The following is a 23,822-nucleotide window of genomic DNA, read 5'->3' as shown; positions in this document are numbered from 1 at the left end:
GAGGGTAGCTGCATATAGCTTCCCTCGGCGTCACGCGTTAATAGCCCCCACCCAGTGCGTGACGTCGAGGTTCTTATGCGCTGTCACAATCACCAAATCATGCCAATGCCTTGCCGCTATCCCGCAGGGGCCGTACCGTCCGGTAACGGAGGGAATAAATGCGTGATTTTCAAAGCCCCGGGCGCTCGCCGGTATTTGCAACTAACGGCCTTTGCGCCACGTCGCACCCGCTGGCCGCCGAGGCCGCGGTCGAAATCCTGAAGGCAGGCGGCAACGCGGCTGATGCGGCGATTGCTGCGGCGGTTTTGCTGGGGATTTGCGAGCCGCAAAGCACCGGGATCGGCGGCGATTGCTTTGCGCTGGTCAAACCGGCTGGCACGGAAGAGGTTGTCGCGCTCAATGGCTCGGGCCGCGCCCCCGCTGGCCTTGATCCCAACGCCCTGCGCGCCTCTGGCCCCACCATCCCGCTTGGCTCGGCCCATGCCGTCACGCTGCCCGGCGCAATCGCAGGCTTTGCTGCCCTCTCCGAACGGTTTGGCAAGCTCGGCCTCGCCCGCAGCCTCGCCCCCGCGATCCACTACGCCGAAGAGGGTGTGCCGGTGGCCCCCCGCGTGGCCTTTGACTGGCACCAGGCGCAGGGCACCCTGCAAGGGGTGGCGCAGCAGCATTACCTGCAGGGCGGCATGGTGCCCGCCATCGGCTCGCTGTTTCGCGCACCCGGTCAGGCCGAGGTGCTGCGCCGCATCGCCGCCCATGGCCCGCAAGCGTTTTATGAAGGTGAGGTTGCAGACGATCTGCTCGCCGCCCTCGCCAATGGCACCCATACGGCAGAGGATTTTGCCACGACCCAAGCCGATTGGGGCGCCCCGATGGAAGGCCCCTACCGCTCGCGCAGCGTGCTGGAGCATCCGCCAAACGGGCAGGGCACGGCGGCGCTGCTGCTGGCCGCCATCCTCGCAGAGTTTGACATCGCCTCGATGGACCCGCTCGGCCCCGAGCGCACCCATATCGAGGCCGAGGCCCAGAAACTCGCCTATGACGCCCGCAATCGCTTCATTGCCGATCCGTCGCATATGGCAGATCCCGCCCGCCTGCTGTGCCCCGGCCTTGGGGCTGAACTGGCCGCGCTGATTGATCCAAACCGCGCTCATCCGCAGGTGACCAGCCTCACCGAAGCCACCCACCGCGATACGGTTTACCTGTGCGTCGTGGATCGGGATGGCATGGCGGTGTCGCTGATCTATTCGGTGTTCCACAGCTTTGGCTCTGGCCTTTGCTCGCCCAGGTTTGGCGTGCTGCTGCAAAACCGTGGCGCGGGCTTCACCCTCACCCCCGGCCACCCTAACGAGGCCGGGCCGGGCAAGCGCCCGATGCACACCATCATCCCCGGTATGCTCAAGCATGGTGAGCGGATTGAAATGCCCTTTGGCGTGATGGGCGGGCAGTATCAGGCGGCAGGCCATGTGCGCTTGATCTCCAACATGCTGGATTTCGGGATGAGCCCGCAGGCGGCCATTGATTTCCCGCGCGCCTTCGCCGTGGGGGGCGCGCTTGAGCTGGAAAGCACCTTCCCCCATGAAACCCGCGCCGCACTGGTGGAAAAGGGCCATCGGATCATCACGCCCAAGGCCCCGATCGGTGGTGCTCAATCCATTCGCATCCTACCCACCGGCGTGCTGGAGGCAGGCTCTGACCCGCGCAAAGACGGCGCAGCCATCGGCTACTGAGCCACAGAAAAGGCCGCCCTCACCGGGGCGGCCATTCCGTTATTTCCAAGGGCAAATCAGCCTTCGTTGATGTCTTCGTCAAAGGTTTTGGTCTGGCTCCCGCGCCCGCCCATCACCTTGTAGAGCACCGCCCAGGCGATCAGCGAGACCACGGCGAAAAACAGCGTGATCCAGGCGATGCTGCCGCCAAAGCTGATCCCAAGCGCCAAAAGCACGCCCGTCAGCCCGGCGCCAACGGCGAAGCCGACAAAGATGAAACCGGGCGCCAGGACCTCAAGGATGCCCAGCAGCACGCCCAGCGCGATCCATGCCCACCAGGTTGTCATGAGGCTTGCGAGGGTCATTTGCGGATCCCTCCCAGCATCTTGAAGGCATTGCCAAAGCTCTCCATGGCGTCAGCGGGTACGATGATCGTTTGCTTGCCGTTGCCAGCCCCAAGGGCCGTCAGGCTCTCTACCTGTTTCAGGGCAATCTGATACTGCGCCGCTTCAATGCCGTTGTCCTGAATGGCGGTGGCCACCACGCTGGTGGCATAGGCTTCGGCATCGGCCTGCACGCGGCGGGCCTTGGCGGTTTGCTCGGCGGCATAAAGATCAGCGTCAGCGGCAAGTTCCACGGCCCGGCGCTGGCCTTCGGCCTCTGTCACCGAGGCGCGGCGGGCGCGCTCGGCGTTCAGCTGTTGCAGCATGGCCGAGCGGGTGGCCTCATCAAGGTTCACGTCAAGGATTTCGGCGCGCGTCACCTCGATCCCCCAGTCATCCACCGCGCTCTCGACCAGCATCTTGATCGAGGAGATCAGCGACGAGCGGTTGGATTGCACCTCATCCAGCTCCATCTTGCCAATCTCCGAGCGCACGATACCGGCCACGGTTGTGGCAATCGCCGGGTCAACGTCGCGGATACGATACACCGTCTTTTCCGGCTGAAGGATGCGGTAGAACACGCTGGTTTCCACCTGCACCAATACGTTGTCCGAGGTGATCGCATCCTGGCTGGCATTGGGAAGCTGCCGCTCAAGGATGCTCACCTTGTGGCGCACCCGGTCGATGAACGGCACGATGATGTTGATGCCCGGTCCAAGCACCGATTTCAGGCGGCCAAACCGCTCAACCACGTATTTCTCGGATTGCGGAACAATCCGCACGCCAATGAAAATGCAAATGACGATAAAAAGCGCGAGAAGCGCCACCACAATGGTGCCACCGCTCGGCATGAACTGCATGTAATCCATACGCGAATTCCTGATATAAACTGCCCAATGCCTCCACTTATGCGGAGAGATCGCGCATTTTTGAAGGGTTTTCGCCGCCCGCTGCCTATCTGTGCGGCAGTTTGGGGCGCATGTGTCCCCTTGGACACGGCGCGCCACGGGTCTATCGTGATGCTGCCATTTAGAGGCCACAAACACCCCATGCCCGCCCTCTGCCGCGACTGTTTGCACTGTTTTCCCGCTGGCGCCCGCTGCCCGGCCTGCGGGCGTCCGCGTGTGCTGTCGCACCCGGAGCTTTACGATCTGAGCATCGCCCATATGGATTGCGATGCGTTTTTTGCTTCGGTCGAAAAGCGCGATAACCCTGAGCTTGCGTCAAAGCCGCTGATCATTGGCGGCGGCAAGCGGGGCGTGGTGTCTACCGCCTGCTACATCGCCCGGATCAAGGGCGTGCGCTCGGCGATGCCGATGTTTCAAGCGCTCAAACTCTGCCCAGAGGCGGTGGTGATCAAGCCGCGCGGCGAGGTTTATGCGCAAGTTAGTCGCCAGATCCGCGCGATGATGGAAGAGCTGACCCCCGCCATTGAGCCGCTCTCGCTGGATGAGGCCTTTCTGGACCTCACCGGCACCGCCCGCCTGCACGGCGCCCCGCCTGCCGTGCTGATGGCCGGGTTGGTCAATCGGATGAAAAAGGAGCTTGGCCTCACCGGCTCGATTGGCCTCTCGCACAACAAGTTCCTCGCCAAGATCGCCTCTGACCTTGATAAGCCACAGGGTTTTTCGGTGATCGGCAGGGCCGAAACCGAGGCGTTCTTGCAAGACAAGCCAGTGCGGATGATCTGGGGGGTGGGGCAGGCGTTTCAGGCCTCGCTTGATGCGGCGGGCATTCGCACCTTTGCCGACCTGCGCCGCTGGGAGAAAGACGCGCTGGTGGCTCGTTTTGGTGCCTCGGGTGCGCGGCTCTGGCACCTTGCACGCGGCGAAGACCAGCGCCGTGTCAGCCGCGATCCGGGCCTGAAAACCATCTCGAACGAAACCACCTTTCATGAAGATACCGCCGACCCGGATATCCTTGATGGCCATATCTGGCGGCTGGCCGAAAAGGTTGCTGGCCGCGCCAAGGCCAAAGGGGTGGCCGGCCGGGTGGTGACGCTCAAGCTGAAGCGCGCCAATCACCGCCTGCTCACCCGCCGCCAATCCCTGCGCGACCCCAGCCAGATGGCTGACAAGCTCTACCGCGTGGCGCGTGATCTTTATGAGGCAGCGGGCGATCAAGGTCCGTTCCGCCTGCTTGGGGTTGGCCTGTCTGATCTGGTGCCCGAATCAATGGCCGACCTGTCGGGTGATTTGCTGGATCCGGATGCCGGTAAACGGGCGCAGGCCGAGCGCGCGGCGGATAAGATCAAGGCGCGGTTCGGGGAGGGGGCGATCCTGAAGGGCAGGGCGCTGCGCTAGAGCATGTTGCGCAAAAGTGGGACCCGGTTTTGAGCTTCTCGCACATGCGAAATCAATAAGTTAGAGCGTTTCGCGTGAATTCGAATGAACGCGACACGCTCTAGGGCCGCGCTACTCCGCCGCCAGCGGAACCGCCGCCGCGCCGCGCCCGATCTCGGCAATCTCGGCGATCACCCCTGCCAGCCGCGTCTGCATCTCGCCAAAGCCGGGACCGCGCTCGATTTTTGCTTCGTCCATGTAGAGAGAACGATCAATCTCCACCTGCACCGCATGTTGGCCTTTGGCCGGGCGTCCGTAGGTTTGCGCCACATAGGCCCCCGCAAAGGGGCTGTTGCGCGCCACCCGGAAGCCCGCATTGCTAAAGGCCGCCTCGATCCGCTCCATGATCTCGCCGCCACAGGCCGCGCCAAAGCGATCCCCCAGCACGATTTCCGGCAGCTTGCGCAGGCCGCGGGGGCGGCGGTTGGAGGCGGCGTCAATCGCCTCATGGGGCATCGAGTGGCAATCAATCAGGATGGCTTCACCAAACCCCATGCGCGCCGCTTCAATCTCTTGTTGCAGGGCGCGGTGATAGGGCCGCCAGTAATCGGCAATCCGGGCGTGGGCCTCTTCCATCTCGATCTTGCCGCGATAAATTGCCCGCCCCCCGGCCACCACACGCGGAATCACCCCAAGCCCGGAGCTGACCCGTGGATTATGGGTCACAGCGGCCACCCCCTTGATCAGCGCCGGATCAAGCTCATCGGCAGCGCGGTTCAGGTCGATGAAGGCGCGCGGCACCGTCGCGGCCACCAGCGAGGCGCCCATATCGGAAACAGCGCTGAAAAGCTCGTCTACAAAGGCATCTTCCGAGCTTCGCACCTGCACTTCGTCCAGCACCGAGGCCCGCAAAAACGCCCAAGGATACTCACTTCCGCTGTGCGGGCTGGCAAAGACAGCACCCGTTGTCCGCGCCTTTGGCGCAGCAATCCGGTAACCCTGTCCTATGCTTTCAGTCATATCATGACTATAGCGCCAAACCGTCGCGCCTCAAAAGCCCTTGAACCGCGCGAAAGATCACTTTATACGCCACCGCACCGACGCGGACCGCCCCGCGTCCTTTTACGTTGAGGACGGGCGATTCGAAGCGGTACGGGCGATTAGCTCAGCGGTAGAGCACTTCGTTGACATCGAAGGGGTCACTGGTTCGATCCCAGTATCGCCCACCATCGTTAGCCGACCCTTCCAAGGGTCATTGTTGTAAAGGCGCCCCGTCGCCGATTGAGAGGAAAGGTTAAACCATGAAGGTTCGCAACTCGCTCCGCTCGTTGAAAAACCGGCACCGGGATTGCCGCGTAGTGCGCCGTAAAGGCCGCGTCTACGTGATCAACAAGACCCAGCGCCGCTTCAAGGCCCGTCAGGGCTAAGATCGCTTTCAGCGCGTGATGGAAGGGCCGCCCAACTCGGGCGGCCTTTTTCGTTTGTTCATGTGCTTTTGCTTATGCCGCCTCAGTCACCGGCAGGCGGTTTGGCCGGATCAGGCCGCCCGTCTGGTGGGCTGGCATTGCTGCGGTCAAGGGTTGGCAGGCCCGCATCCGCCAGCATCCGCGCCACCGTCGCCTCATCCAGATACCCCGTTACGCCAAGCTCCCGGTCGCGCTGGAAACGGCGGATTGCGCGGCGGGTCGAGGCCTCGAAGCGGCCATCGGTTGGCCCCGGCTCCAGCCCCAGTTGCGCCAGGCGCCGCTCTACCAACACGCGGGTCAGTTGCGTGAGCCCCAGCGCGGTTTCACGCGCCTCGGCTTCCTTGCGGTCGGGGCTTTCGGCCTGGGTCAGCGTTTCGATCCTCGCCTGGGCTTCCTCGGCAAACGCGCCTTCGGGGTAGGCTACCAGATAGTTGCGGAACGCGGCGACCGAATTGGCGTTCACCGCCCTGTCCCAGGCGGTGCGGTCCTGCGCCTGTGCTTCACGGCGCTTTTCATCGGCAATCACCGCAAGCTGGTCCTGGGCGATCTCGCTATAAAGCCCATCTGGGTATTTCTTGAGATACACGCGCAAGCCCGCCTCATCCCCCTGCGCCCCGGTGGCGTCCCAGTAGTCCCGGTCAAGCCGCTCCTGCTCCAGCCTGCGGCGCTCGGCCTCGGCCTCCAGCTCGGCAGAGCGGCGCTCGGCCTGCTCCGTGAGGCGGGTGATCTGCTGGGGCGTCAGGTAGCTGGTTTCGGGAAAGCCCGCCTTGCCCTGAAAGCGCTTGATCGCGCCGCGCGTGCCGGGGCCAAAAATACCGTCAATCCCCTTGGGCGCATAGTTAAGCAGGGTCAGGTTGCGCTGAATTTGCCGCCGGTCATCCCGGCTGAGGCCAAGCGCCTCCTCGGCCTTGCGCTCGCTGCGGTAAGGCTCTGCCTCGATCTCGGCGATCACCTGCCGTGCCTCCTCGGCAAAGCTGCCCAGCGGATAGCGTTCAAGATAGCCCAGATAGCTTGTCACGCTGTCCTCGGCCTCGGCAGCTTGCCAAACGGCCCGCTCGGCCTCTTCGGCCCCCGGCAGCGGGCCAACAACGGCGCTCGCAGGTTCCTCGCCCGCAGGACGCCACACCGTCGCGCCCGAAAGATAGCCCTCGGCAGATAGCCGGCTGCCCGCCTTCACCAGCGCCTCAAGGCTTTCGCCGCGCTTCAGCATCGGCCCGGTGGCAAAGGCCCCGATATCGGAGGAGGCCCCGGTGATCACTGTCACCCCCTGCGGCACCTCCAGTGCGCCGATGCCGGGCTGCAACCCGGTGCCAAGGCCATCAGGGGCGCCCTTGGTGCCGATCAGCACAATCGCTTGCCCCGGCACCCCGGCGGCGATTTCCAGCACGGTTGATAGCGCCAGCCCCTCGCCCGCAACGCTGGCGAGGTTGACCTTGCCCGCGCTGTCACTCAGCAGCCATGTGTCGCTGCCTGAGCGGGCAAACTGCCCCGCGAGGTGGATCACCAGCCGCCGCTCTCCGGCGACCCCTTGCAGGAATTCTTCCAGCCCGCCGCGCATCAAGGCCGCGCTCGCAGGGGAGGCCCCCACCACGGTAAAGCCCGCCCCCTCCAGCGCCTCGGCCAATTCGGGCGCACCGCCGCCAAACAGCCCGCCGCCATCGGGGCTGCCGATCAGCAGCGCCCTGTCAGCCGCGGCCATGCCCGGCACCATCAGGGCCAGCGCGAATAGTAAAGACCTGCTCATGCCCACCTCCCGCGCCGCCCTGTGGCTGGCGCTAGTCGTATTGCCTCTGGTCGTCTATTATCTTGCCGTCTTTTGGCAAACTTCCCAAGGGATGAATGCTGATCTCACCGGAAAGTTTCATAATCTCGCGCACGGCGGTGCTCAGGCGGGCCTCATCGGCGTTATCTGCCTCAAAGGCGACTGCCATGTGATCCTGCTCGCCTTGCCGCGTTACGGTGACCCGCGCCTTGGCCGCGCCAACCCGCGCCACAAGGTCGGCCACCTGTTCGGGGCGCACAAACATGCCCTTGATCTTGGCGGTCTGGTCTGCCCGGCCCATCCAGCCCTTGATGCGCCCATTGGTGCGCCCACAGGGCGATGCGCCCGGCAACATGGCCGAAAGGTCGCCCGTGGCAAAGCGGATGAGCGGGTAATCGGCGTTGAGCGTGGTCACCACCACTTCGCCCACCTCGCCCTCTGGCACCGGATCGCCGGTTCCGGGGGTGACGATCTCCACGATCACGCCCTCGGCCACGATCAGCCCGCTCTCGGGGGAGGATTCATAGGCGATATTGCCCAGATCGGCGGTCGCATAGCATTGCAGGCAGGTTATGCCCCGCTCGGCGTACCAATCGCGCAGCGACGGAAAGAGCGCCCCGCCCGAAACCGCCGCGCGGGTGATCGCAAGGCTCAGGCCAAGCTCATCGGCCTTTTCGAGGATGACCTTCAGGTAATCCGGCGTGCCCGCATAAACGGTGCAGCCAAGGTCTGCCGCCGCGCGTGCCTGAAGCTCGGTTTGCCCGGTGCCCGCTGGCAGCACGGCCGCACCCACGGACCTTGCGGCGCAATCAAACATCATGCCAGCCGGGGTGAGATGGTAGGCATAGCAGTTGTGCACGATATCGCCCGCGCCAATCCCCACCGCATTCAGGAAGGGGCGGAACCGCCACCAATCGTCGCTCGCCATGCCCGGCTCATAGATCGGGCCGGGGGATTGGAACAGGTAATCAAAGCCCCCCGCTTCCACCGTCGCGAGACCGCCAAGCGGCTTGCGCTTGCTCTGCGCCTCCCTCAGCGCCGATTTGCGCAGCACCGGCAGGGCGGAGAGCGCCTCTGCACCGGTGATCGCTGCGGCATCCACATCCGCCAGCGCCTCGCTATAGCCCGGCAGGCCCTGTGCGCGCGCCACCTGCTTTGGCAACGCCTCGGCAAACTCTGCCGCGCGCGCGTCTTTGCTCTGCCATTCCGGTCCTTTGGTCATCTGTTCCTCCTTGCTGGCAGCCCGCGATTTCCCGCTCAGGTTGCGCCATTTGGGTGATATTCGTGAAATTTCGCGTTTCAGGTGCCATACTGGCCCTTCACGCGACGAGTTTAAAGAAAGGTCCGGCCCCATGCCCAAGATTGCTGGCAGCAAAGCCTCTCCTCTTGATGATCTTGCGCTGGATGCGCGGATCAACTTCCATGAAGCCGAGGCCATGATGGAGGTTGAGTTCACCGAGCTGCACTTCACCACCTCTGCCGCGGTGAACCGCTTTTATGACCGGATTGAAGAGCGCATCGCCGCCACTGGTGAAGACAAGTGGTTTTTCCTCGTCAACTATTCCGGCAACCAGTTTGATCCGGCGGCCTGGGTTGCTTTTGCGCGGCGCGGCAGGGCGCTGAACCTGGCGCATTCCATGGGGTCTGTCCGCTATGACGTAAGCGATGAAACCCGCGCCCAGATCGAGCGTGACGCAGGCACCGAAAGCTTTGATGCCAACCTCTTCAATGACCGCGAAAGCGCTTGCGTGCGGATCAAGAGCTTCAAAAACACCCGCCCCCGCAAGATCACCCACACCGCCAGCTACACCGAGGATGACTTCCGCCCTCGCATCACCTTTGACCGCTCTCTCCAGATCATGACCGCCGATTTCTCGGATTTCACCTTCCACAACCGCGTTGATGTGGATGGGTTCTATGACCACATCGAAGACCGCATCCGCGAAACCGATTCGCGGTGGTTCTTTCTGGTCGATTATGATGGCTGCCGCATCGAGCCTGCGGCCTGGGTGCAGTTCGCGGCCCGTGGCAAGCGGCTCAATATTGCGGCCTCGCTCGGGTCGGTGCGCTACGCGCCCGGCAGCGAAACCGAAGCGGATATTCGCCTGCGCTCCGAGAGCCAGGATTTTGAGCCCAATATCCGCAACACCCGCGAAGAGGCGCTGGAGCGGATCGCTGAAATGCGCGCCGCGCTGGAAGAAACCTGAGCCTGCAAACCCGCCTGTGAGCGAGGCAATCGCCGCCATGGTAGGGGCCTCAGGCCAGCCACCTCTTGCGGCGACGGTAAGAGCGCACATCGCGGAATGATTTGCGCCCCTCTTCGCTCATCCCGAGGTAAAATTCCTTCACATCGGGGTTCTCACGCAGCTCGGATGCGGGGCCGTCCATCACGATGCGGCCACTCTCCAGAATATAGCCATAATGGGCAAACCGAAGGGCGACGTTGGTGTTTTGCTCGGCCAGAAGGAAGGTCACACCCTGCTCCTCGTTGAGCCGCTTCACGATCCCAAAGATCTGCTCCACAAGCTGCGGGGCAAGGCCCATCGAAGGCTCATCCAGCAAGATCATCTCCGGGCGGGCCAGCATCGCGCGGCCGATCGCCACCATCTGCTGCTCGCCGCCCGAGGTATAGCCCGCCTGGCTTTTGCGCCGCTCTTTCAGGCGCGGGAAATAGTCATAAACCATCTGCAAATCGGCATCCACGGCACCGCGCCCATCATGGCGGGTGTAGGCGCCTGTCAGCAGGTTTTCTTCAACGGTCAGGTGCTCAAAGCAGTGCCGCCCCTCCATCACCTGAATAACGCCGCGTTTCACCAGCGCCGCCGGGTTCAGCTCGGTGATGCTCTCGTCGCGAAAGGTGATCGTGCCTTTGGTTACCTCGCCGCGCTCGCTTTGCAGCAGGTTGGAGATCGCCTTGAGCGTGGTCGTCTTGCCCGCCCCGTTGCCGCCGAGCAGCGCGGTGATCCCGCCCTTGGGCACGTGCAGCGATACGCCTTTCAACACAAGGATTACATGGTTGTAGATCACCTCGATATTGTTGATCTCAAGCAGCGTCTCAGGCTTGGGTTTTGCGGCGTCCAGCATGTCTCGTCACTCCTGCGGGGCAGCGCCTGCCCCTTGTCTCAGCGATTTAGTCCTGGGGTCCCGGCCGCCGCCTCTGCCGCAGCCGGGAGTGGTGTGCCTTTACTGGCAGCGCGGCTTTACGCTGTTTTCGGCGGCATAGGCCTCGCTATCGTCTTTTATCAACGCCTGGATCACCTCTTGATCCGACTCGATAAAGTCGGTCAGCGGCTTCCATACCTTGGCCGCAGCATCCCATTGCTGAATAAGGGCCATGCCCGAGCCACCATGTGCCTCGCAGCTCACCGAGAATGATGGGCCAATGCCGGGCATGCCAAGCGCTTCCATCTTGGCGTCGGTGATCTCCAGAGCTTCCAGACCATCCCGCATCATCACCGCAGTGATCTGCGCGGTGCCGTGGATTTCCTGCGCGGTTTTGGCAGCTTCCACCGCCAGCATCGCCGCATACATGCCCCGTGTGTAAAGCACCGATCCGACGTTGGAACCATCGCCAGCCGCGTTACCTGCTTCATGAACGTGCTTCTTGATGTCGGCAAAGACCGGCATATCAATAACGCGGTGCAGGTTCAGGGCCTTGTAGCCGTCGGCGTCCATCCCGGCAGGGGTCACGTCATGCTCCGCCCCGGACCACCAGCTGCCAATGAAGTTCTCCATCGGGAAACGGATGTTGATGGCTTCCTGCACGGCGACCTGGTTCATCACGCCCCAGCCCCACATGATCACGTAATCGGGGCGTTCGCGGCGGATTTGCAGCCACTGGCTCTTTTGCTCCTGGCCGGGGTGATCCACGGCGATGATGTTCAACTCATAGCCATGCTTCTTGGAAAGCTCTTCCAGCGTGCGGATCGGCTCCTTGCCATAGGCAGAGTTGTGATAGAGCAGCGTAATCTTCTTGCCGTTCAGATCACCGCCGTTTTCGTCGAGCAGGTGGTTGATCGCCACCGAGGCCCCATCCCAGTAGTTGGACGGGTAGTTGAACACCCATTCAAAAACCTTGCCATTGGCAGCCGATGTGCGGCCATAGCCCAGGGTGTGCATCGGGATGTTGTCGGCGCTGACCTTGGGAATAAGCTGATAGGTGATCCCAGTTGAAAGCGGCTGATAGATCAGCGCGCCCTGGCCCTTGGTCGCCTCGTAGCATTCAACGCCCTTCTCGGTGTTGTAGGCGGTTTCGCATTCGATCACCTTGGTCATCTCGCCGCCGATCCCGCCGTCACGGGCGTTCACCAGCGCAAAATAATCCTGATAGCCGTCCGAAAACGGCACACCACCCGCGGCATAGGGGCCGGTGCGGTAGCTGAGATCGGGGAATACAAGTTCCGCCGCGGCTGGGCCTGCCACCATGGTGGCGGCGAGGGCCAGTGTTGCAAGTGTCTTCTTCATTGGGGTCTCCTCCCTTGGTTTGTCCAACGTTTCGGTTTCGCCGGGCTTTCTGCCCGATCTCGCTCCGTCGCAGTTACCCCGTGCGTTGTCGCAAAAGGTATTCATTTGGGTGGGCGTGCCCCACCCTTGCCCCTCCTCAGTGGGGGAAGGGCCAAAGCCGCAGCTTTTCCTTTGCCACGCGCCAAAGCTGTGCCAGCCCGTGCGGTTCGAGGATCAGGAAAATGATGATGAGCGCGCCCACAATGGTGATCTCCACATGCGCCGCCAGATCGGTTGGCCAATCCAGCGTGCCAACCAGCACGTTTTTCAGCAGCACCGGCAGCAAAACCAGAAAGGCCGCGCCCGCAAAGCTGCCAAAGATAGAGCCAAGCCCGCCGATGATCACCATGAACAGCACAAGGAAGCTCTTGTTGATGCCAAAGGCCTCGCCCACCTCCACCGCGCCAAGGTAAACGCTGAAAAACAGCGCCCCGGCGATGCCGATGAAAAAGGAGCTGACGGCAAAGGCGCTCAGCTTCGCGGTCAGCGGGTTCACCCCGATGATCTCGGCGGCGATGTCCATATCGCGAATCGCCATCCACTTGCGCCCCACCGTGCCGCGCGTGAGGTTGCGCGCCAGCCATGCGAGCAGGAACACGAACACGAGGCAAAACATGTAGCTCGCCCAGGCCGATGTGTTGGCCCCGGTCACCGGAATGCCAAACACCGTGCGCTCAGGCGCCGAAATCTGCCCGGAGGCGGAATAGTTGTAAAACCACGGCACTCGGTTGAAGAGCCAAACAAGGAAAAACTGCGCCGCCAGCGTGGCCACGGCGAGGTAAAAGCCCTTGATCCGCAGCGATGGCAGGCCAAAAACCAAACCCACCGCAGCCGTTATGCCGCCCGCCAGAATGACGTGAAAGAAAATGTTGATGTCAGGAAAGGACGTCATCAGCTTGTAGCAGGCATAGGCCCCCACCGCCATGAACCCGCCCGTGCCAAGGCTCAACTGCCCGCAATAGCCGGTCAGAATGTTCAGCCCGATGGCGGCAATCGCGTAGATCAGGAAGGGCAGGAATACCGCGTTCACCCAATAATCATTGATCACAAAGGGCACGATCCCGAAGGCGATCGCGATCACCGCATAATAGCCCATCCGGTCAAACTTGATCGGAAAGGTCTGCCCGTCATCGCTGTAGCGCGTTTTGAAATCGCCTGCCTCGCGGTAGAGCATCAGCAATATCCCCCTTTTGGTGGCAGGCCTGTCGCCTGTCCGTCACCTGCGTTTTTGTTGGTTTGCGAGGGTGTGGCCGCGCCGCCCGCCTGTTGGAACGATTTTGGCGCATTTCCCTCGTTCTGCGGCAATCCCGCCAAGCGGCTGCCGCAATGTTCGGTCATCTTGGCCGCTCCATCTGAATAGAGAGCGCTAATGCCCAAACCCGACCGTCGCTTTGTCCCGCTAACCTCCCAGAACCGGATCCAACCTTTGGATCGGGATGAGGACACTTCCGGCGAAGAGGCAGGCCGTTGGGCGCGGTTCAAGGCGGGAACGGTGGGCCAGATCGTCGCCGGCCTCCTGCCATTTCTCCTGGTGGCCGTCGTACTGGTGCTGGCGATTGCCATTTTCTTTGGCGTGTCGGCCAAAGCGGCCCTCGCCCTGCTTGGCCTTGGGGCCGTCGGGCTTGGCGCATTCGTCGCCGCGCATAACTGATCAGTCCTCCTGATGCTCATTCCTGCCCCAGCTCCTTATGCTCGGGCAGCACCCGTTCGGCCGGCTTGCTATAGCCTGTGCGCTCGCTGATCCGCACAAGCCGCAAGTAAGCCCAGATCCCCACGAAAGCGCCCAAAACCGCCAGCCCCCCCGCGATCATCATGCGCCGTTCGTGGGCTGGGTCGGTGGTCAGCGCCAAATAACCAAAGGCCCAAAACCCCGACCACGCGATGACATTCATGATTGCGATCAGTTTCGACATCCACTCAAACCCTCTCGATGATCTTCTCGCCAAACAGCCCCTGCGGGCGGAAAACAAGGAAGACGAGCGCCAATACATAGGCAAACCAGTTTTCCGTCGCGCCGCCCACCATGGGCCCAACGAGGAATTCAAACAGCTTCTCGCCAACCCCAATGATGAGCCCGCCGACAATTGCTCCGGGGATCGAGGTGAACCCTCCCAGCATCAATACCGGAAGCGCCTTCAGCGCGATCAGCGAAAGGCTGAACTGCACACCGGATTTGGTGCCCCACATGATCCCGGCGACCAGCGCCACAAACCCGGCGATCGACCAGACCAGCACCCAGATGAAGCGCAGCGAAATGCCCACCGAAAGCGCGGCCTGGTGGTCATCCGCCACGGCGCGCAGCGCCCGGCCTTGCTTGGTATATTGCGAAAACAGGACCAACCCGGCCACCAGAAGCGCGGCAATGACCGTGGCCACCAGATCGAGGTTATCGATGAAAAACCCATAGCCCAGTGCGTTCAGCGTGGTCTCATCAATCCAGCCGTTGATGCCTTGGGGCAGGCCCACATCAAGCTTCTTGATGTCGCTTCCCCACATCATGTCGCCGAAACCTTCAAGGAAGTAGGCAAGCCCGATGGTGGCCATGAACAGGATGATCGGCTCCTGGTTTATCAGGTGTTTGAGCACGAGCTTTTCGACAACCCAGGCAAACAGCACCATCACCGCAATGGTCCCGATGATCGCCACAATCGCCGGCAAGTGCCAGCCAAAGTGATGCAACTCGGTGCCAAAAATCGCGTTGATCAGGTGGCTGAACGGCACCTGCCCATCCTGCAAACCCACCAGCGTCAGCGCTGCGAAAAGCGCCATAACCCCTTGAGCATAATTGAAAACCCCGGAGGCTTTGAAGATCAGCACGAAGCCAAGCGCTACCAGCGCATACATCACCCCCGCCATCAGCCCGTTCAGGGTGACCTCCATGGCAAAAAGTAGCTGGTCAGGCATGGTTCACTCCCCACATATTTTCTTGGCCACCACCTCAGGGCACAAATCCAATGCCCCGCAAATCGGTTCGGGGCTGGCATTCGTCGGGGCGGCACGCCGCGCAATGGTGATTGCAGCGGCATTCATCACTGGCACCCCTTCGAGGTGATGCCCGTGGTGAAAACAGCCGTCGCCAGCCCCAGCTCACGGGTTTCCGGCCCGTTCAAAATCATCGCAACGGCCTCAGCGCCAACGCAAATCGTCGCCGTCATATAAAGGTTGCCGTTGTAGCGGCTGCGCGATTTGTCGACGGTTTCAACATTGCGCAGAAATTCCTCCACCAGCGTCGGGAACAGCCGCTGCGATTTGTCGCCCAGCACGCAGGTCCAATCGTCCCGGCTGTCGCGGCCCATGATCAGGTGGTTCACCCGCCCGCCCGTCGCCAGCGCTTTCTCGTCATTCGCGTCAATCCCCAGCGGCACCGGCACACCGCGCGGCGATTTTGCCGCGACCGCCTTGAGGCAGTAATTCAAATGTTCCGCGATCACCTCCGAGGAGACAGCCCGGGCCGGGGTGGCGGCAAAGAGGCTGCCAAAGATTAACGCGATGGCGAAACCTGCTCCTGCGAATCCCGTGCGCATGGGTTGTGCATGGGTTGTGCATCGGTTGTGTCTATGAAGTTTCCGCACCCTTTCGGCGGTAAACGCAGCGATCTCTCTAATCATGCGCAACTCCGAGGTAGGCGTCGATCACAGCTTGATTGTTGCGCACTTCATCGGGCGTGCCGTCGCCGATCTTCTTGCCGTAGTCCATCACGACAACCCGGTCAGAGAGGTCCATGACCACGCCCATATCATGCTCGATCAGCGCAATTGTTGTGGAATATTCGTCATTTACGTCCAGGATGAAGCGGCTCATGTCCTCCTTCTCCTCCACGTTCATGCCCGCCATCGGCTCATCCAGAAGCAGCAGCTTGGGCTCGGCGGCCAGCGCCCGGCCCAACTCTACGCGCTTTTTCAAACCATAGGGCAGGCGGCCCACCGGGGTTTTGCGGATGTTCTGGATTTCGAGGAAATCAATAATCTTTTCAACGGCTTCCCGGTTCTTCACTTCTTCCCGCTCGGCCTTGCCCCACCATAGCGCCTGGCTCAACAGGCCAGACTTCATGAAGCCAAGTCGCCCGGTCATGATATTGTCGAGCACCGACATGCCTTCAAACAGCGCAATGTTCTGAAAAGTCCGGGCAATTCCCTGTTGGGCTACCTCGTAGGGCTTCATCGGCGCACGTTTCTCGCCATGAAACCAAACCTCGCCCTCCTGCGGGTTGTAAAAGCCCGATATCACGTTGAGCATGGAGGATTTTCCGGCCCCGTTCGGCCCGATGATCGCGCGAATTTCGCCCTCGCGAATATCAAAGGAAATATCCTTGATCGCCACCACACCGCCAAACCGCAGGGTGATGTTTTTCATCTCCATCATGACGCCACCAATGGTGCGCCCGTCTGGTGTGGTGAAGCTTTCTTGGTCGTCAAACATTGCTCAACCCCCGGATTTTGCGCAGAAAAAACGTCATTCCGCAGCCACCTGATGGGCCCGGTCAAATACCTTGGCATCCCGCAGGGACAGCGTCGCGGTGATCTGGCCTTTGCGACCATCTTCATAGGTCACTTCCGTCTCGGTATAGATGCTCTCGGCGTCGCTATAGAGCGCCTCCACCAGATCGCTGAATTTCTCTGCAATCACAGCGCGGCGCACCTTTTGCGTGCGGGTCAGTTCGCCATCGTCGGCATCAAGCTGTTTGTGCAGCACCAGAAAGCGATGAATCTGGCATCCCGCCAGCATCTCATCCTGCGTCACCGAGGCATTAACCTCTTCTACATGCTCCTGGATCATATTCAGCACAAGCGGATGACCAGCCAACTCCTGGTAGCTCGCGTAGCTGACATTATTTCGTTCGGCCCAGCTCGCCACGGCGGAGAGGTCGATGTTGACCATGGCGCAGCAGCGATCTCGCCCGGCGCCAATCACCACGGCCTCAAGGATATTGGGGTAAAACTTGAGCTTGTTTTCAACGTACTTGGGCGCAAACATCGCGCCATCGGCCATTTTGCCAACGTCCTTGGCCCGGTCGATAATCCGCAAATGGCCCGAGCTTTCCTCAATGAAGCCCGCGTCACCGGTGGCCACCCAGCCTTCGGGATCCTTGGTTGAGGCGGTGCTTTCGGCGTTCTTGTAATACTCCACAAACACGCCCGGCGAGCGGTAATAAACCTCACCGCTCTCGTCGATCCTGATCTCCACACCCGGTGAAGGCACGCCAACAGTATCCGCCCGCACCTCGTTATCCGGTTGCTGGGTGATAAAGACGCTGGCCTCTGTCTGGCCATAAAGCTGCTTCAGGTTGATCCCCAAAGAGCGATAGAAATCAAAGATTTCCGGCCCAATCGCCTCACCGGCGGTATAGCCTACGCGCACATTGGAAAAGCCCAGCGTGTTCTTTAACGGCCCATAGATGAACAGCTCGCCAAGGCGGTATCTCAGCTTGTCACCGGCGCTTACAGGTTTGCCGTCCAGCAGGTCAGGGCCAACCTTGCGGGCAATCGCCATATAGTGATCAAACAGCCGTTTCTTGAAGCGCCCGGCATCTTCCATCCGGATCATCACATCGGTGAGCTGCGTTTCAAACACCCGTGGTGGCGCAAAGTAATAGGTCGGCCCGATCTCGCGCAGATCGGTCATCATCGTGTGCTCGCCCTCAGGGCAGTTCACACAGAACCCGGCCCACATCGCCTGCCCCATCGAGAAAATGAAATCCCCCACCCAGGCCAGCGGCAGATAGGCCAAAACTTCTTCTTTTTCAGTAAGATGGTCAAAGTCGGCAGAGTTCTTGGCCGTCTCGATGATATTGCGGTTCGAGAGCACAACACCCTTGGGCTTGCCGGTGGTGCCCGACGTATAAAGCATCACGCAAGTGCTGTCGTAGTCGAGCACAGCTTCGCGCTCTCGCAGGATCGGCTCCAGCCGGAAATGCGCCGCACGCCCCTCGGCCTGCACGTCCTGAAGCGCGTTCATATGGGTGTGGTCATACTTTCGCAGGCCCCGCTTATCGACGTAAATAATCTGGTCAATTCCATGCACGGTTTCCTGCACGTCGATCACCTTGTCGACCTGCTCCTGATCGCCACAAACCACGAAGCGGGCGCCGCAATGCTCCATCACAAAGGCCATCTCTTCGGCGTTGGCGTCCTGGTACAGCGCCACCGGAATGGCCCCGCATTTTTGCGCCGCAGCGATAGACCAGTAAAGCGCGGGGCGGTTGCGCCCGACCACCGCCAGCTTGTCACCCGGCTCCAGACCCAGCGCCAGAAAGCCCATGGCAATTGCGTCAATCTCCTCAGCAGCCTCGGCCCATGTCCAGCTTTGCCAGATGCCAAATTCCTTTTCCCGGTAGGCCGGGCGGTTGGCAAAGGTCTGAGCATTGTGCGCCAGCAGCGCGGGAATGGATGTGAGATCACCCGTGGGCGTTGTCGCGTCCGTCAATGTATCCTCCCAGATGGCACACGTTGCAGGGTGCCGACCGTCCTCCACGGCCTTGTCGGCCTGAGTATGAGCAGGGTCGAGGGCACCCGTCAAATGTTCTTTTTGAACGAGCGTTCAATATTTTTCAGACAGGCTGTGCTGTAGTGGGCCATGGATGCGGTTTCGCTCACATACCGTGCACCGGTCTGCGGGCTGCTCGCTGGCCTCGTGGCGGTAAGGGTGCCGCCGCTGGTGCGAGCATTGTTTTAGGCACGATCCGTTTGCACCCAAGGCCGCCGCGCGGTTAAGTCAGGCCAAACAACAAGCCGGGAGCTGCCGCGATGGTGCATTTATGGGTTCGCGCTGAACAACGCGAGAATGAACGCCGCGTGGGGCTAACCCCGCATGGTGCCGAGGCGCTGCTTGAGGCGGGCCTTCGTGTGACCATCGAAGAAAGCCCAACCCGCATCATCCCGATTGAGGGCTACGCTGCTGCGGGTTGCGAGATTGCGGCACAGGGCAGTTGGCGCGACGCACCTGTTGATGCGCTGATCTACGGCCTCAAGGAACTCCCCGATGATGGCACCGCGCTGCCGCATCGCCACATTATGTTTGGGCATGCCTACAAGGGCCAATCCGAAGCCGAGCGTTTTTTGGCGCGGTTCGCGCAGTCTGGCGGGGCGCTGTACGATCTGGAGTATCTGGTTGATGAGCAAGGCCGCCGGGTGGCCGCTTTTGGGTATTGGGCCGGGTTTGTTGGCGCGGCGCTTGCCTTTAAAACATGGGTCGCCCAGCAAAATGGTGACATTTGCGGAGAGGTGCGCGAATGGGAGGAACAAGAGGCGCTTGTTTCGGAGATCGAGGCCGAGCTGGACGCCTGTGAAAGCCGCCCCCGCGCCCTGATTGTTGGCGCGCTTGGCCGGGTTGGAACGGGCGCGGCAGACTTTTGTGAAGCCATGGGCATAGAGCCAACCCGCTGGGACATTGCCGAAACCGCCTCTGGTGGACCCTTCCCAGAAATCCTGCACCGCGAGATATTCCTGAACTGTGTCCTCGCTGGGCCACACACCCCTGTTTTCGTGCCAGAATCCGCCCTCGCCGCGCCGCGCGTGCTAACCGCCATCGGTGATATCGCCTGTGATCCAACCAGCGATTTCAACCCGATCCCGGTTTATGATGAGGCCACCGATTGGGATGAACCGGCCCTGCGGGTGGCCGGTGATCCGGTGCTCGATGTGATGGCCATTGATAACCTGCCCTCGTTGTTGCCGCTGGAAGCAAGCGAAGATTTTGCCGGGCAGATGCTGCCCCATTTGCTGACGCTGGGGGCCATTGAGGGGGGCGTCTGGGGCCGTGCAGCATCCACTTTTAAGGAGCATTCCGCATGACTATCCATTGGTGTGGCACCGGCCTTTCCGCCCTTCCCGGCCTGCGAAGGCTGATCGAAGAGGGCAAGGATGTGCAGGTTTGGAACCGCAGCGAGGACAAGGCGCGCGCAGCGGTAGGTGATCTGACAAATCGTATCACGGCCTTCACCCAAGAAGCGCTCGCCAAGGCCGTCGCGGAGGGTGATATCGTGGTTTCCATGCTGCCCGGCGACTGGCATGTGCCCCTGGCCGAGATGTGCCTGGAAAAGAAGGCGCATTTCGTGTCTTCCTCCTACATCTCGCCAGAGATGCACGCCCTTGACGGGGCTGCACGCGAAGCCGGGCTGCGCTTTGTCAACGAGGTGGGTCTTGATCCGGGGCTTGATCACCTGATGGCGCATTGGCTGGTCGCCGATTACCGCGCCAGTGCCGCCTATGCGCCTGATAATACGGTCAGCTTTCTGTCCTACTGCGGTGGCGTGCCGAAGGAGGCAAATGCCTTTCGCTACAAGTTCTCATGGTCGCCGCTGGGTGTTCTCAAGGCTCTCAAATCGCCGTCGGTCTCGATCAAGAGCTTCACCGAGTTGCGGATCGCCCGCCCATGGGATGCCCTCACCCGCTATGACGCCCCGCTGCCCCAGCCCGAGAGTTTTGAGGTTTACCCCAACCGTGACAGCCTGCTTTTCATGGCGGATTACGGCTTTTCGCCAACATGGAAGGTGAAGGATTTCGTGCGCGGCACGTTGCGGCTGAATGGCTGGGCCGAGGCGTGGAAGGATGTCTTTGCCGAGGTTGAAGCGCTTGAAGGAAAGCCCGAGGCGGATGAGCGGCTTGCCGAAATGTCGGCTGAGTTCTGGGACAAGCACAGCTACGCCGAGGGCGAGGCCGATCGCGTTGTTCTTTGCGTCGACTTCAAGGCCGAGACCGAAGGCAAGCCGATCTACCACAAAACCTGGGTGATGGACGCTTGGGGCGATGCTCGCGGCTCTGCCATGGCGCGGCTGGTCAGCCAAACCGTGGCAATGGCGGTAGAGGCCGTGCTGGCGCATGAGGTGCCCGCAGGCGTGTCCGCCGCACCGTCAGACCCGCGCCTGGTGCAGCGCTGGCTTGAGGCAACCTATACCACCGCGCAGCACCTGATGGTGGTGGATCACCTCGCCTGATTTGGCCCGAGGCCAAGAAAAAGCCCGCTTCCGGGTGGGGACCGAAAGCGGGCAGGGACAGGGACGGTCAGGCAGGCGACCGTCACCGGACGATGGGCCGGGGAACGGCCCATATTCACGCAAGGCGGCTTACTTGCCGTGCAACGCGCGCTCACCAGCGGCCACGAGTTCGGCCACCATTTTCTGATGGCCCCACTGCACATGGCCGGGGATGGAAACATGCACCCGCTTGCGCCGCAGGGCATTGGTGGCAAAGCTCACATCCGCCTCAAACCGGCGCAGCGCCGGGTCGTAGATAACTTGGTCGATACAGGGTCCGCTATAAGACATCGCCGTCTCCTATCTTGGGTATTACCATCCCAACGCAACAACATGTGGGGATGTTCCCAGATTTATCCACAGGCTGTAACGGAACCGTGAAAATGCCGCAGATCAGGCTCTTGAGATGGGGCGCATGGCGTCCCAAATAGGTAGGGAAGGCCCCAAACGGGTCTGTGCCGCCAAGCGGGCAGATCCCCAGTCAGGGCGCTTAACTATAAAGGAGACGACCGATGGACATGAACCAGTTCACGGAGCGGTCACGGGGTTTCATCCAGGCCGCGCAGACCATTGCAATGCGAGAAGATCATCAGCGGATGGTGCCCGAACACCTTCTAAAAGCGCTGCTTGATGATGATCAGGGCCTCGCATCAAACCTTATCAAACGGTCCGGCGGCAGCCCCGAGCGCGTGACGGAGGCGCTGGAAACGGCGCTGGCCAAACAGCCCAAGGTTTCGGGCGAGGGCGTGCAGCCCTATCTCGACGGGCAAACCGCGAAGGTGCTCGATGAGGCCGCCAAGTTGGCCAAGAAGGCTGGGGACAGTTTTGTGCCGGTCGAGCGCATTCTTACGGCGCTGGCCGTTGTGCGCTCGGGGGCGAAAACCGCGCTTGAGGCGGGGGCCGTTTCGGCGCAATCGCTCAACACCGCGATCAACGATATCCGCAAGGGCCGCACCGCCGATACCGCTTCGGCGGAAGAAGGCTATGACGCCCTCAAGAAATACGCGCGTGACCTCACCGAAGCCGCCCGTGAAGGCAAGATTGACCCGATCATCGGCCGTGATGAAGAAATTCGCCGCGCGATGCAGGTGCTGTCGCGCCGCACCAAGAACAATCCGGTTCTGATCGGCGAGCCGGGCGTGGGTAAAACCGCCATCGCCGAGGGCATTGCCATTCGTATCGTTGACGGTGACGTGCCCGAGAGCCTGAAGAACAAACGCTTGATGTCGCTCGACATGGGTTCGTTGATTGCGGGCGCCAAGTACCGCGGTGAGTTTGAAGAGCGGTTGAAGGCGGTCCTCAAAGAGGTTGAGACCGCTGCGGGCGAGATCGTGCTGTTCATCGACGAGATGCACACGCTTGTTGGGGCCGGTAAGACCGATGGTGCAATGGACGCATCGAACCTGCTCAAGCCTGCTTTGGCGCGGGGTGAGTTGCACTGTATCGGTGCAACCACGCTGGAAGAGTATCGCAAGCACGTTGAAAAAGACGCGGCCCTTGCCCGCCGGTTCCAGCCGGTGATGGTGGAGGAACCCACCGAGGAAGACACGATCTCGATCCTGCGGGGCATCAAGGAAAAGTATGAGCTGCACCACGGTGTGCGGATCAGCGACTCGGCGCTTGTGGCGGCGGCAACCCTTTCGCACCGCTACATCACCGACCGCTTCCTGCCCGACAAGGCGATTGACCTTGTGGACGAGGCCGCCTCGCGTTTGCGCATGGAGGTCGACAGCAAGCCAGAAGAGCTTGACCAGCTTGATCGCCAGATCCTGCAAATGCAGATCGAGGCCGAGGCTTTGAAGAAAGAGGACGATCAGGCCAGCAAGGACCGGCTTGAGAAGCTTGAGAAAGAGCTTTCCGATCTTCAGGAAGAGTCGGCCGAGAAAACGGCGCAATGGCAGTCAGAGCGTGACAAGCTGGAAGTGGCCCGCGATCTGAAAGAGCAGCTCGATCAGGCCCGTGCCCAGCTTGACCAAGCCAAGCGTGATGGCGATCTGGCCAAGGCCGGCGAGCTTTCCTACGGGGTGATCCCGCAGCTTGAGAAGAAACTGGCCGAGGCGGAAGCATCCGAAACCGATGTGATGGTTGAAGAGGCGGTGCGCCCCGAGCAGATCGCCGAGGTGGTTGAGCGCTGGACGGGCATTCCGACGGCGCGGATGCTGGAAGGCGAGCGTGACAAGTTGCTGCGCATGGAAGATGAGATCGGCAAGCGTGTGATCGGCCAGCGACAGGCCGTGACGGCCGTGGCAAATGCCGTGCGCCGTGCCCGTGCCGGGCTGAACGACGAGAGCCGCCCGCTGGGCAGCTTCCTGTTCCTTGGCCCGACGGGTGTGGGTAAAACCGAGCTGACCAAGGCCCTCGCCGAGTTCCTGTTTGATGACGATAACGCCATGGTGCGGATCGACATGTCGGAATTCATGGAGAAGCACGCGGTGTCTCGCCTGATCGGTGCGCCTCCCGGCTATGTTGGCTATGACGAAGGCGGCGTGCTGACCGAGGCCGTTCGTCGGCGTCCCTATCAGGTTGTGCTCTTCGACGAGGTTGAAAAGGCGCACCCCGATGTCTTCAACGTGCTGTTGCAGGTGCTTGATGACGGGCAGTTGACCGATGGCCAGGGCCGCACGGTGGACTTCAAACAAACGCTGATCGTCCTCACCTCGAACCTGGGCGCACAGGCGCTGAGCCAGATGCCCGATGGGGCTGATGCCTCGGAGGCCAAGCGTGACGTGATGGATGCGGTGCGGGCGCA

At 61.5% G+C, this 23,822-nt stretch carries 22 protein-coding genes and 1 tRNA gene; 9 read left to right on the top strand and 14 right to left on the bottom strand.

What is annotated here, in order from left to right:
- The first annotated feature begins 158 nt into the window (after nt 1-158).
- On the top strand, nt 159-1,727 hold the full coding sequence (locus P1U55_RS12955; protein WP_301048041.1) for a gamma-glutamyltransferase family protein: 1,569 nt from the start codon (nt 159-161) through the stop codon (nt 1,725-1,727).
- A gap of 56 nt (nt 1,728-1,783) precedes the next feature.
- Here the strand turns inward: P1U55_RS12955 and P1U55_RS12950 are convergent, their stop codons facing one another.
- Nucleotides 1,784-2,071, bottom strand: coding sequence for a hypothetical protein (locus tag P1U55_RS12950; protein ID WP_301048040.1), 288 nt, complete (start codon nt 2,069-2,071; stop codon nt 1,784-1,786).
- Nucleotides 2,068-2,958 carry an SPFH domain-containing protein gene (locus tag P1U55_RS12945; RefSeq protein WP_301048039.1) on the bottom strand — a complete coding sequence of 297 codons (891 nt, stop codon included), beginning with the start codon at nt 2,956-2,958 and terminating at the stop codon, nt 2,068-2,070. Before P1U55_RS12945 ends, P1U55_RS12950 begins: the two co-directional genes overlap by 4 nt.
- Nucleotides 2,959-3,138: 180 nt before the next feature.
- On the opposite strand from P1U55_RS12945, the gene P1U55_RS12940 reads away from it, so the two are divergent.
- The gene (locus tag P1U55_RS12940) at nt 3,139-4,392 is read left to right on the top strand and encodes a DNA polymerase IV (protein ID WP_301048038.1); all 1,254 of its coding nucleotides are present in this window, start codon (nt 3,139-3,141) and stop codon (nt 4,390-4,392) included.
- A gap of 111 nt (nt 4,393-4,503) precedes the next feature.
- Here P1U55_RS12940 and P1U55_RS12935 read toward each other — a convergent pair whose 3' ends face one another.
- Nucleotides 4,504-5,391, bottom strand: coding sequence for an N-formylglutamate amidohydrolase (locus tag P1U55_RS12935; RefSeq protein ID WP_301048037.1), 888 nt, complete (start codon nt 5,389-5,391; stop codon nt 4,504-4,506).
- Nucleotides 5,392-5,525: 134 nt separating this feature from the next.
- Here P1U55_RS12935 and P1U55_RS12930 point away from each other — a divergent pair.
- Both P1U55_RS12930 and ykgO read left to right on the top strand, forming a co-directional pair.
- A tRNA-Val gene (locus P1U55_RS12930) sits at nt 5,526-5,600 on the top strand.
- Nucleotides 5,601-5,672: 72 nt separating this feature from the next.
- Nucleotides 5,673-5,798, top strand: a complete 126-nt coding sequence (ykgO, locus tag P1U55_RS12925) for a type B 50S ribosomal protein L36 (RefSeq protein WP_005850168.1) — start codon at nt 5,673-5,675, stop codon at nt 5,796-5,798.
- An 82-nt stretch (nt 5,799-5,880) separates the two neighbouring features.
- Here the strand turns inward: ykgO and P1U55_RS12920 are convergent, their stop codons facing one another.
- Both P1U55_RS12920 and P1U55_RS12915 read right to left on the bottom strand, forming a co-directional pair.
- Nucleotides 5,881-7,581: a peptidoglycan-binding domain-containing protein gene (locus P1U55_RS12920; protein ID WP_301048036.1), complete on the bottom strand. Its 1,701-nt coding sequence runs from the start codon at nt 7,579-7,581 to the stop codon at nt 5,881-5,883.
- Nucleotides 7,582-7,612: 31 nt separating this feature from the next.
- Complete coding sequence (locus tag P1U55_RS12915; RefSeq protein WP_301048035.1) at nt 7,613-8,821, bottom strand: AMP-binding protein; 1,209 nt, start codon at nt 8,819-8,821, stop codon at nt 7,613-7,615.
- A 130-nt stretch (nt 8,822-8,951) separates the two neighbouring features.
- Between P1U55_RS12915 and P1U55_RS12910 the strand changes: the two genes are divergently transcribed.
- Entirely contained in the window at nt 8,952-9,806 is an 855-nt protein-coding gene (locus P1U55_RS12910) for a hypothetical protein (protein ID WP_301048034.1), read from the top strand.
- Nucleotides 9,807-9,855: 49 nt separating this feature from the next.
- On the opposite strand, the gene P1U55_RS12905 is transcribed toward P1U55_RS12910, so the two are convergent.
- The 3 genes from P1U55_RS12905 to P1U55_RS12895 all read right to left on the bottom strand — a co-directional run bounded on the left by P1U55_RS12905 (nt 9,856) and on the right by P1U55_RS12895 (nt 13,276).
- A complete protein-coding gene (locus tag P1U55_RS12905) occupies nt 9,856-10,683 on the bottom strand; it encodes an ABC transporter ATP-binding protein (protein WP_301048033.1) in 828 nt (275 codons plus the stop codon).
- A 99-nt stretch (nt 10,684-10,782) separates the two neighbouring features.
- Nucleotides 10,783-12,063 carry an ABC transporter substrate-binding protein gene (locus P1U55_RS12900; protein ID WP_301048032.1) on the bottom strand — a complete coding sequence of 427 codons (1,281 nt, stop codon included), beginning with the start codon at nt 12,061-12,063 and terminating at the stop codon, nt 10,783-10,785.
- Between the two features lie 136 nt (nt 12,064-12,199).
- Complete coding sequence (locus tag P1U55_RS12895) at nt 12,200-13,276, bottom strand: branched-chain amino acid ABC transporter permease (protein ID WP_301048031.1); 1,077 nt, start codon at nt 13,274-13,276, stop codon at nt 12,200-12,202.
- A gap of 252 nt (nt 13,277-13,528) precedes the next feature.
- Between P1U55_RS12895 and P1U55_RS12890 the strand changes: the two genes are divergently transcribed.
- On the top strand, nt 13,529-13,753 hold the full coding sequence (locus tag P1U55_RS12890; protein WP_301048030.1) for a hypothetical protein: 225 nt from the start codon (nt 13,529-13,531) through the stop codon (nt 13,751-13,753).
- A gap of 16 nt (nt 13,754-13,769) precedes the next feature.
- Here P1U55_RS12890 and P1U55_RS12885 read toward each other — a convergent pair whose 3' ends face one another.
- The 5 genes from P1U55_RS12885 to P1U55_RS12865 all read right to left on the bottom strand — a co-directional run bounded on the left by P1U55_RS12885 (nt 13,770) and on the right by P1U55_RS12865 (nt 18,525).
- Nucleotides 13,770-14,015 carry a hypothetical protein gene (locus tag P1U55_RS12885; protein ID WP_301048029.1) on the bottom strand — a complete coding sequence of 82 codons (246 nt, stop codon included), beginning with the start codon at nt 14,013-14,015 and terminating at the stop codon, nt 13,770-13,772.
- 4 nt (nt 14,016-14,019) lie between these two features.
- A complete protein-coding gene (locus tag P1U55_RS12880; RefSeq protein ID WP_301048028.1) occupies nt 14,020-15,006 on the bottom strand; it encodes a branched-chain amino acid ABC transporter permease in 987 nt (328 codons plus the stop codon).
- A 125-nt stretch (nt 15,007-15,131) separates the two neighbouring features.
- Nucleotides 15,132-15,626 carry a hypothetical protein gene (locus tag P1U55_RS12875; protein ID WP_301048027.1) on the bottom strand — a complete coding sequence of 165 codons (495 nt, stop codon included), beginning with the start codon at nt 15,624-15,626 and terminating at the stop codon, nt 15,132-15,134.
- Nucleotides 15,627-15,702: 76 nt separating this feature from the next.
- Nucleotides 15,703-16,521, bottom strand: a complete 819-nt coding sequence (locus P1U55_RS12870; RefSeq protein WP_301048026.1) for an ABC transporter ATP-binding protein — start codon at nt 16,519-16,521, stop codon at nt 15,703-15,705.
- Between the two features lie 33 nt (nt 16,522-16,554).
- Nucleotides 16,555-18,525 (bottom strand): AMP-binding protein, encoded by a 1,971-nt coding sequence (locus P1U55_RS12865; RefSeq protein WP_301048025.1) that lies wholly within the window; start codon nt 18,523-18,525, stop codon nt 16,555-16,557.
- A 320-nt stretch (nt 18,526-18,845) separates the two neighbouring features.
- Between P1U55_RS12865 and P1U55_RS12860 the strand changes: the two genes are divergently transcribed.
- Together P1U55_RS12860 and P1U55_RS12855 are read left to right on the top strand one after the other, a co-directional pair.
- Complete coding sequence (locus P1U55_RS12860) at nt 18,846-19,892, top strand: saccharopine dehydrogenase (RefSeq protein WP_301048024.1); 1,047 nt, start codon at nt 18,846-18,848, stop codon at nt 19,890-19,892.
- Nucleotides 19,889-21,034, top strand: coding sequence for a saccharopine dehydrogenase family protein (locus P1U55_RS12855; RefSeq protein ID WP_301048023.1), 1,146 nt, complete (start codon nt 19,889-19,891; stop codon nt 21,032-21,034). The genes P1U55_RS12860 and P1U55_RS12855 overlap by 4 nt, the downstream gene beginning before the upstream one ends.
- A gap of 129 nt (nt 21,035-21,163) precedes the next feature.
- Here the strand turns inward: P1U55_RS12855 and P1U55_RS12850 are convergent, their stop codons facing one another.
- On the bottom strand, nt 21,164-21,364 hold the full coding sequence (locus P1U55_RS12850; protein WP_301048022.1) for a hypothetical protein: 201 nt from the start codon (nt 21,362-21,364) through the stop codon (nt 21,164-21,166).
- 221 nt (nt 21,365-21,585) lie between these two features.
- Here P1U55_RS12850 and P1U55_RS12845 point away from each other — a divergent pair.
- The coding region (locus P1U55_RS12845; RefSeq protein WP_301048021.1) for an AAA family ATPase at nt 21,586-23,822 on the top strand (2,237 nt) is incomplete at its 3' end.

The organism is Vannielia sp., assembly GCF_029212645.1.
Classification (GTDB): domain Bacteria; phylum Pseudomonadota; class Alphaproteobacteria; order Rhodobacterales; family Rhodobacteraceae; genus Vannielia.
Note: the sequence above shows the minus strand (reverse complement) of the source record. Positions and strands in the feature narration are given on the sequence as shown.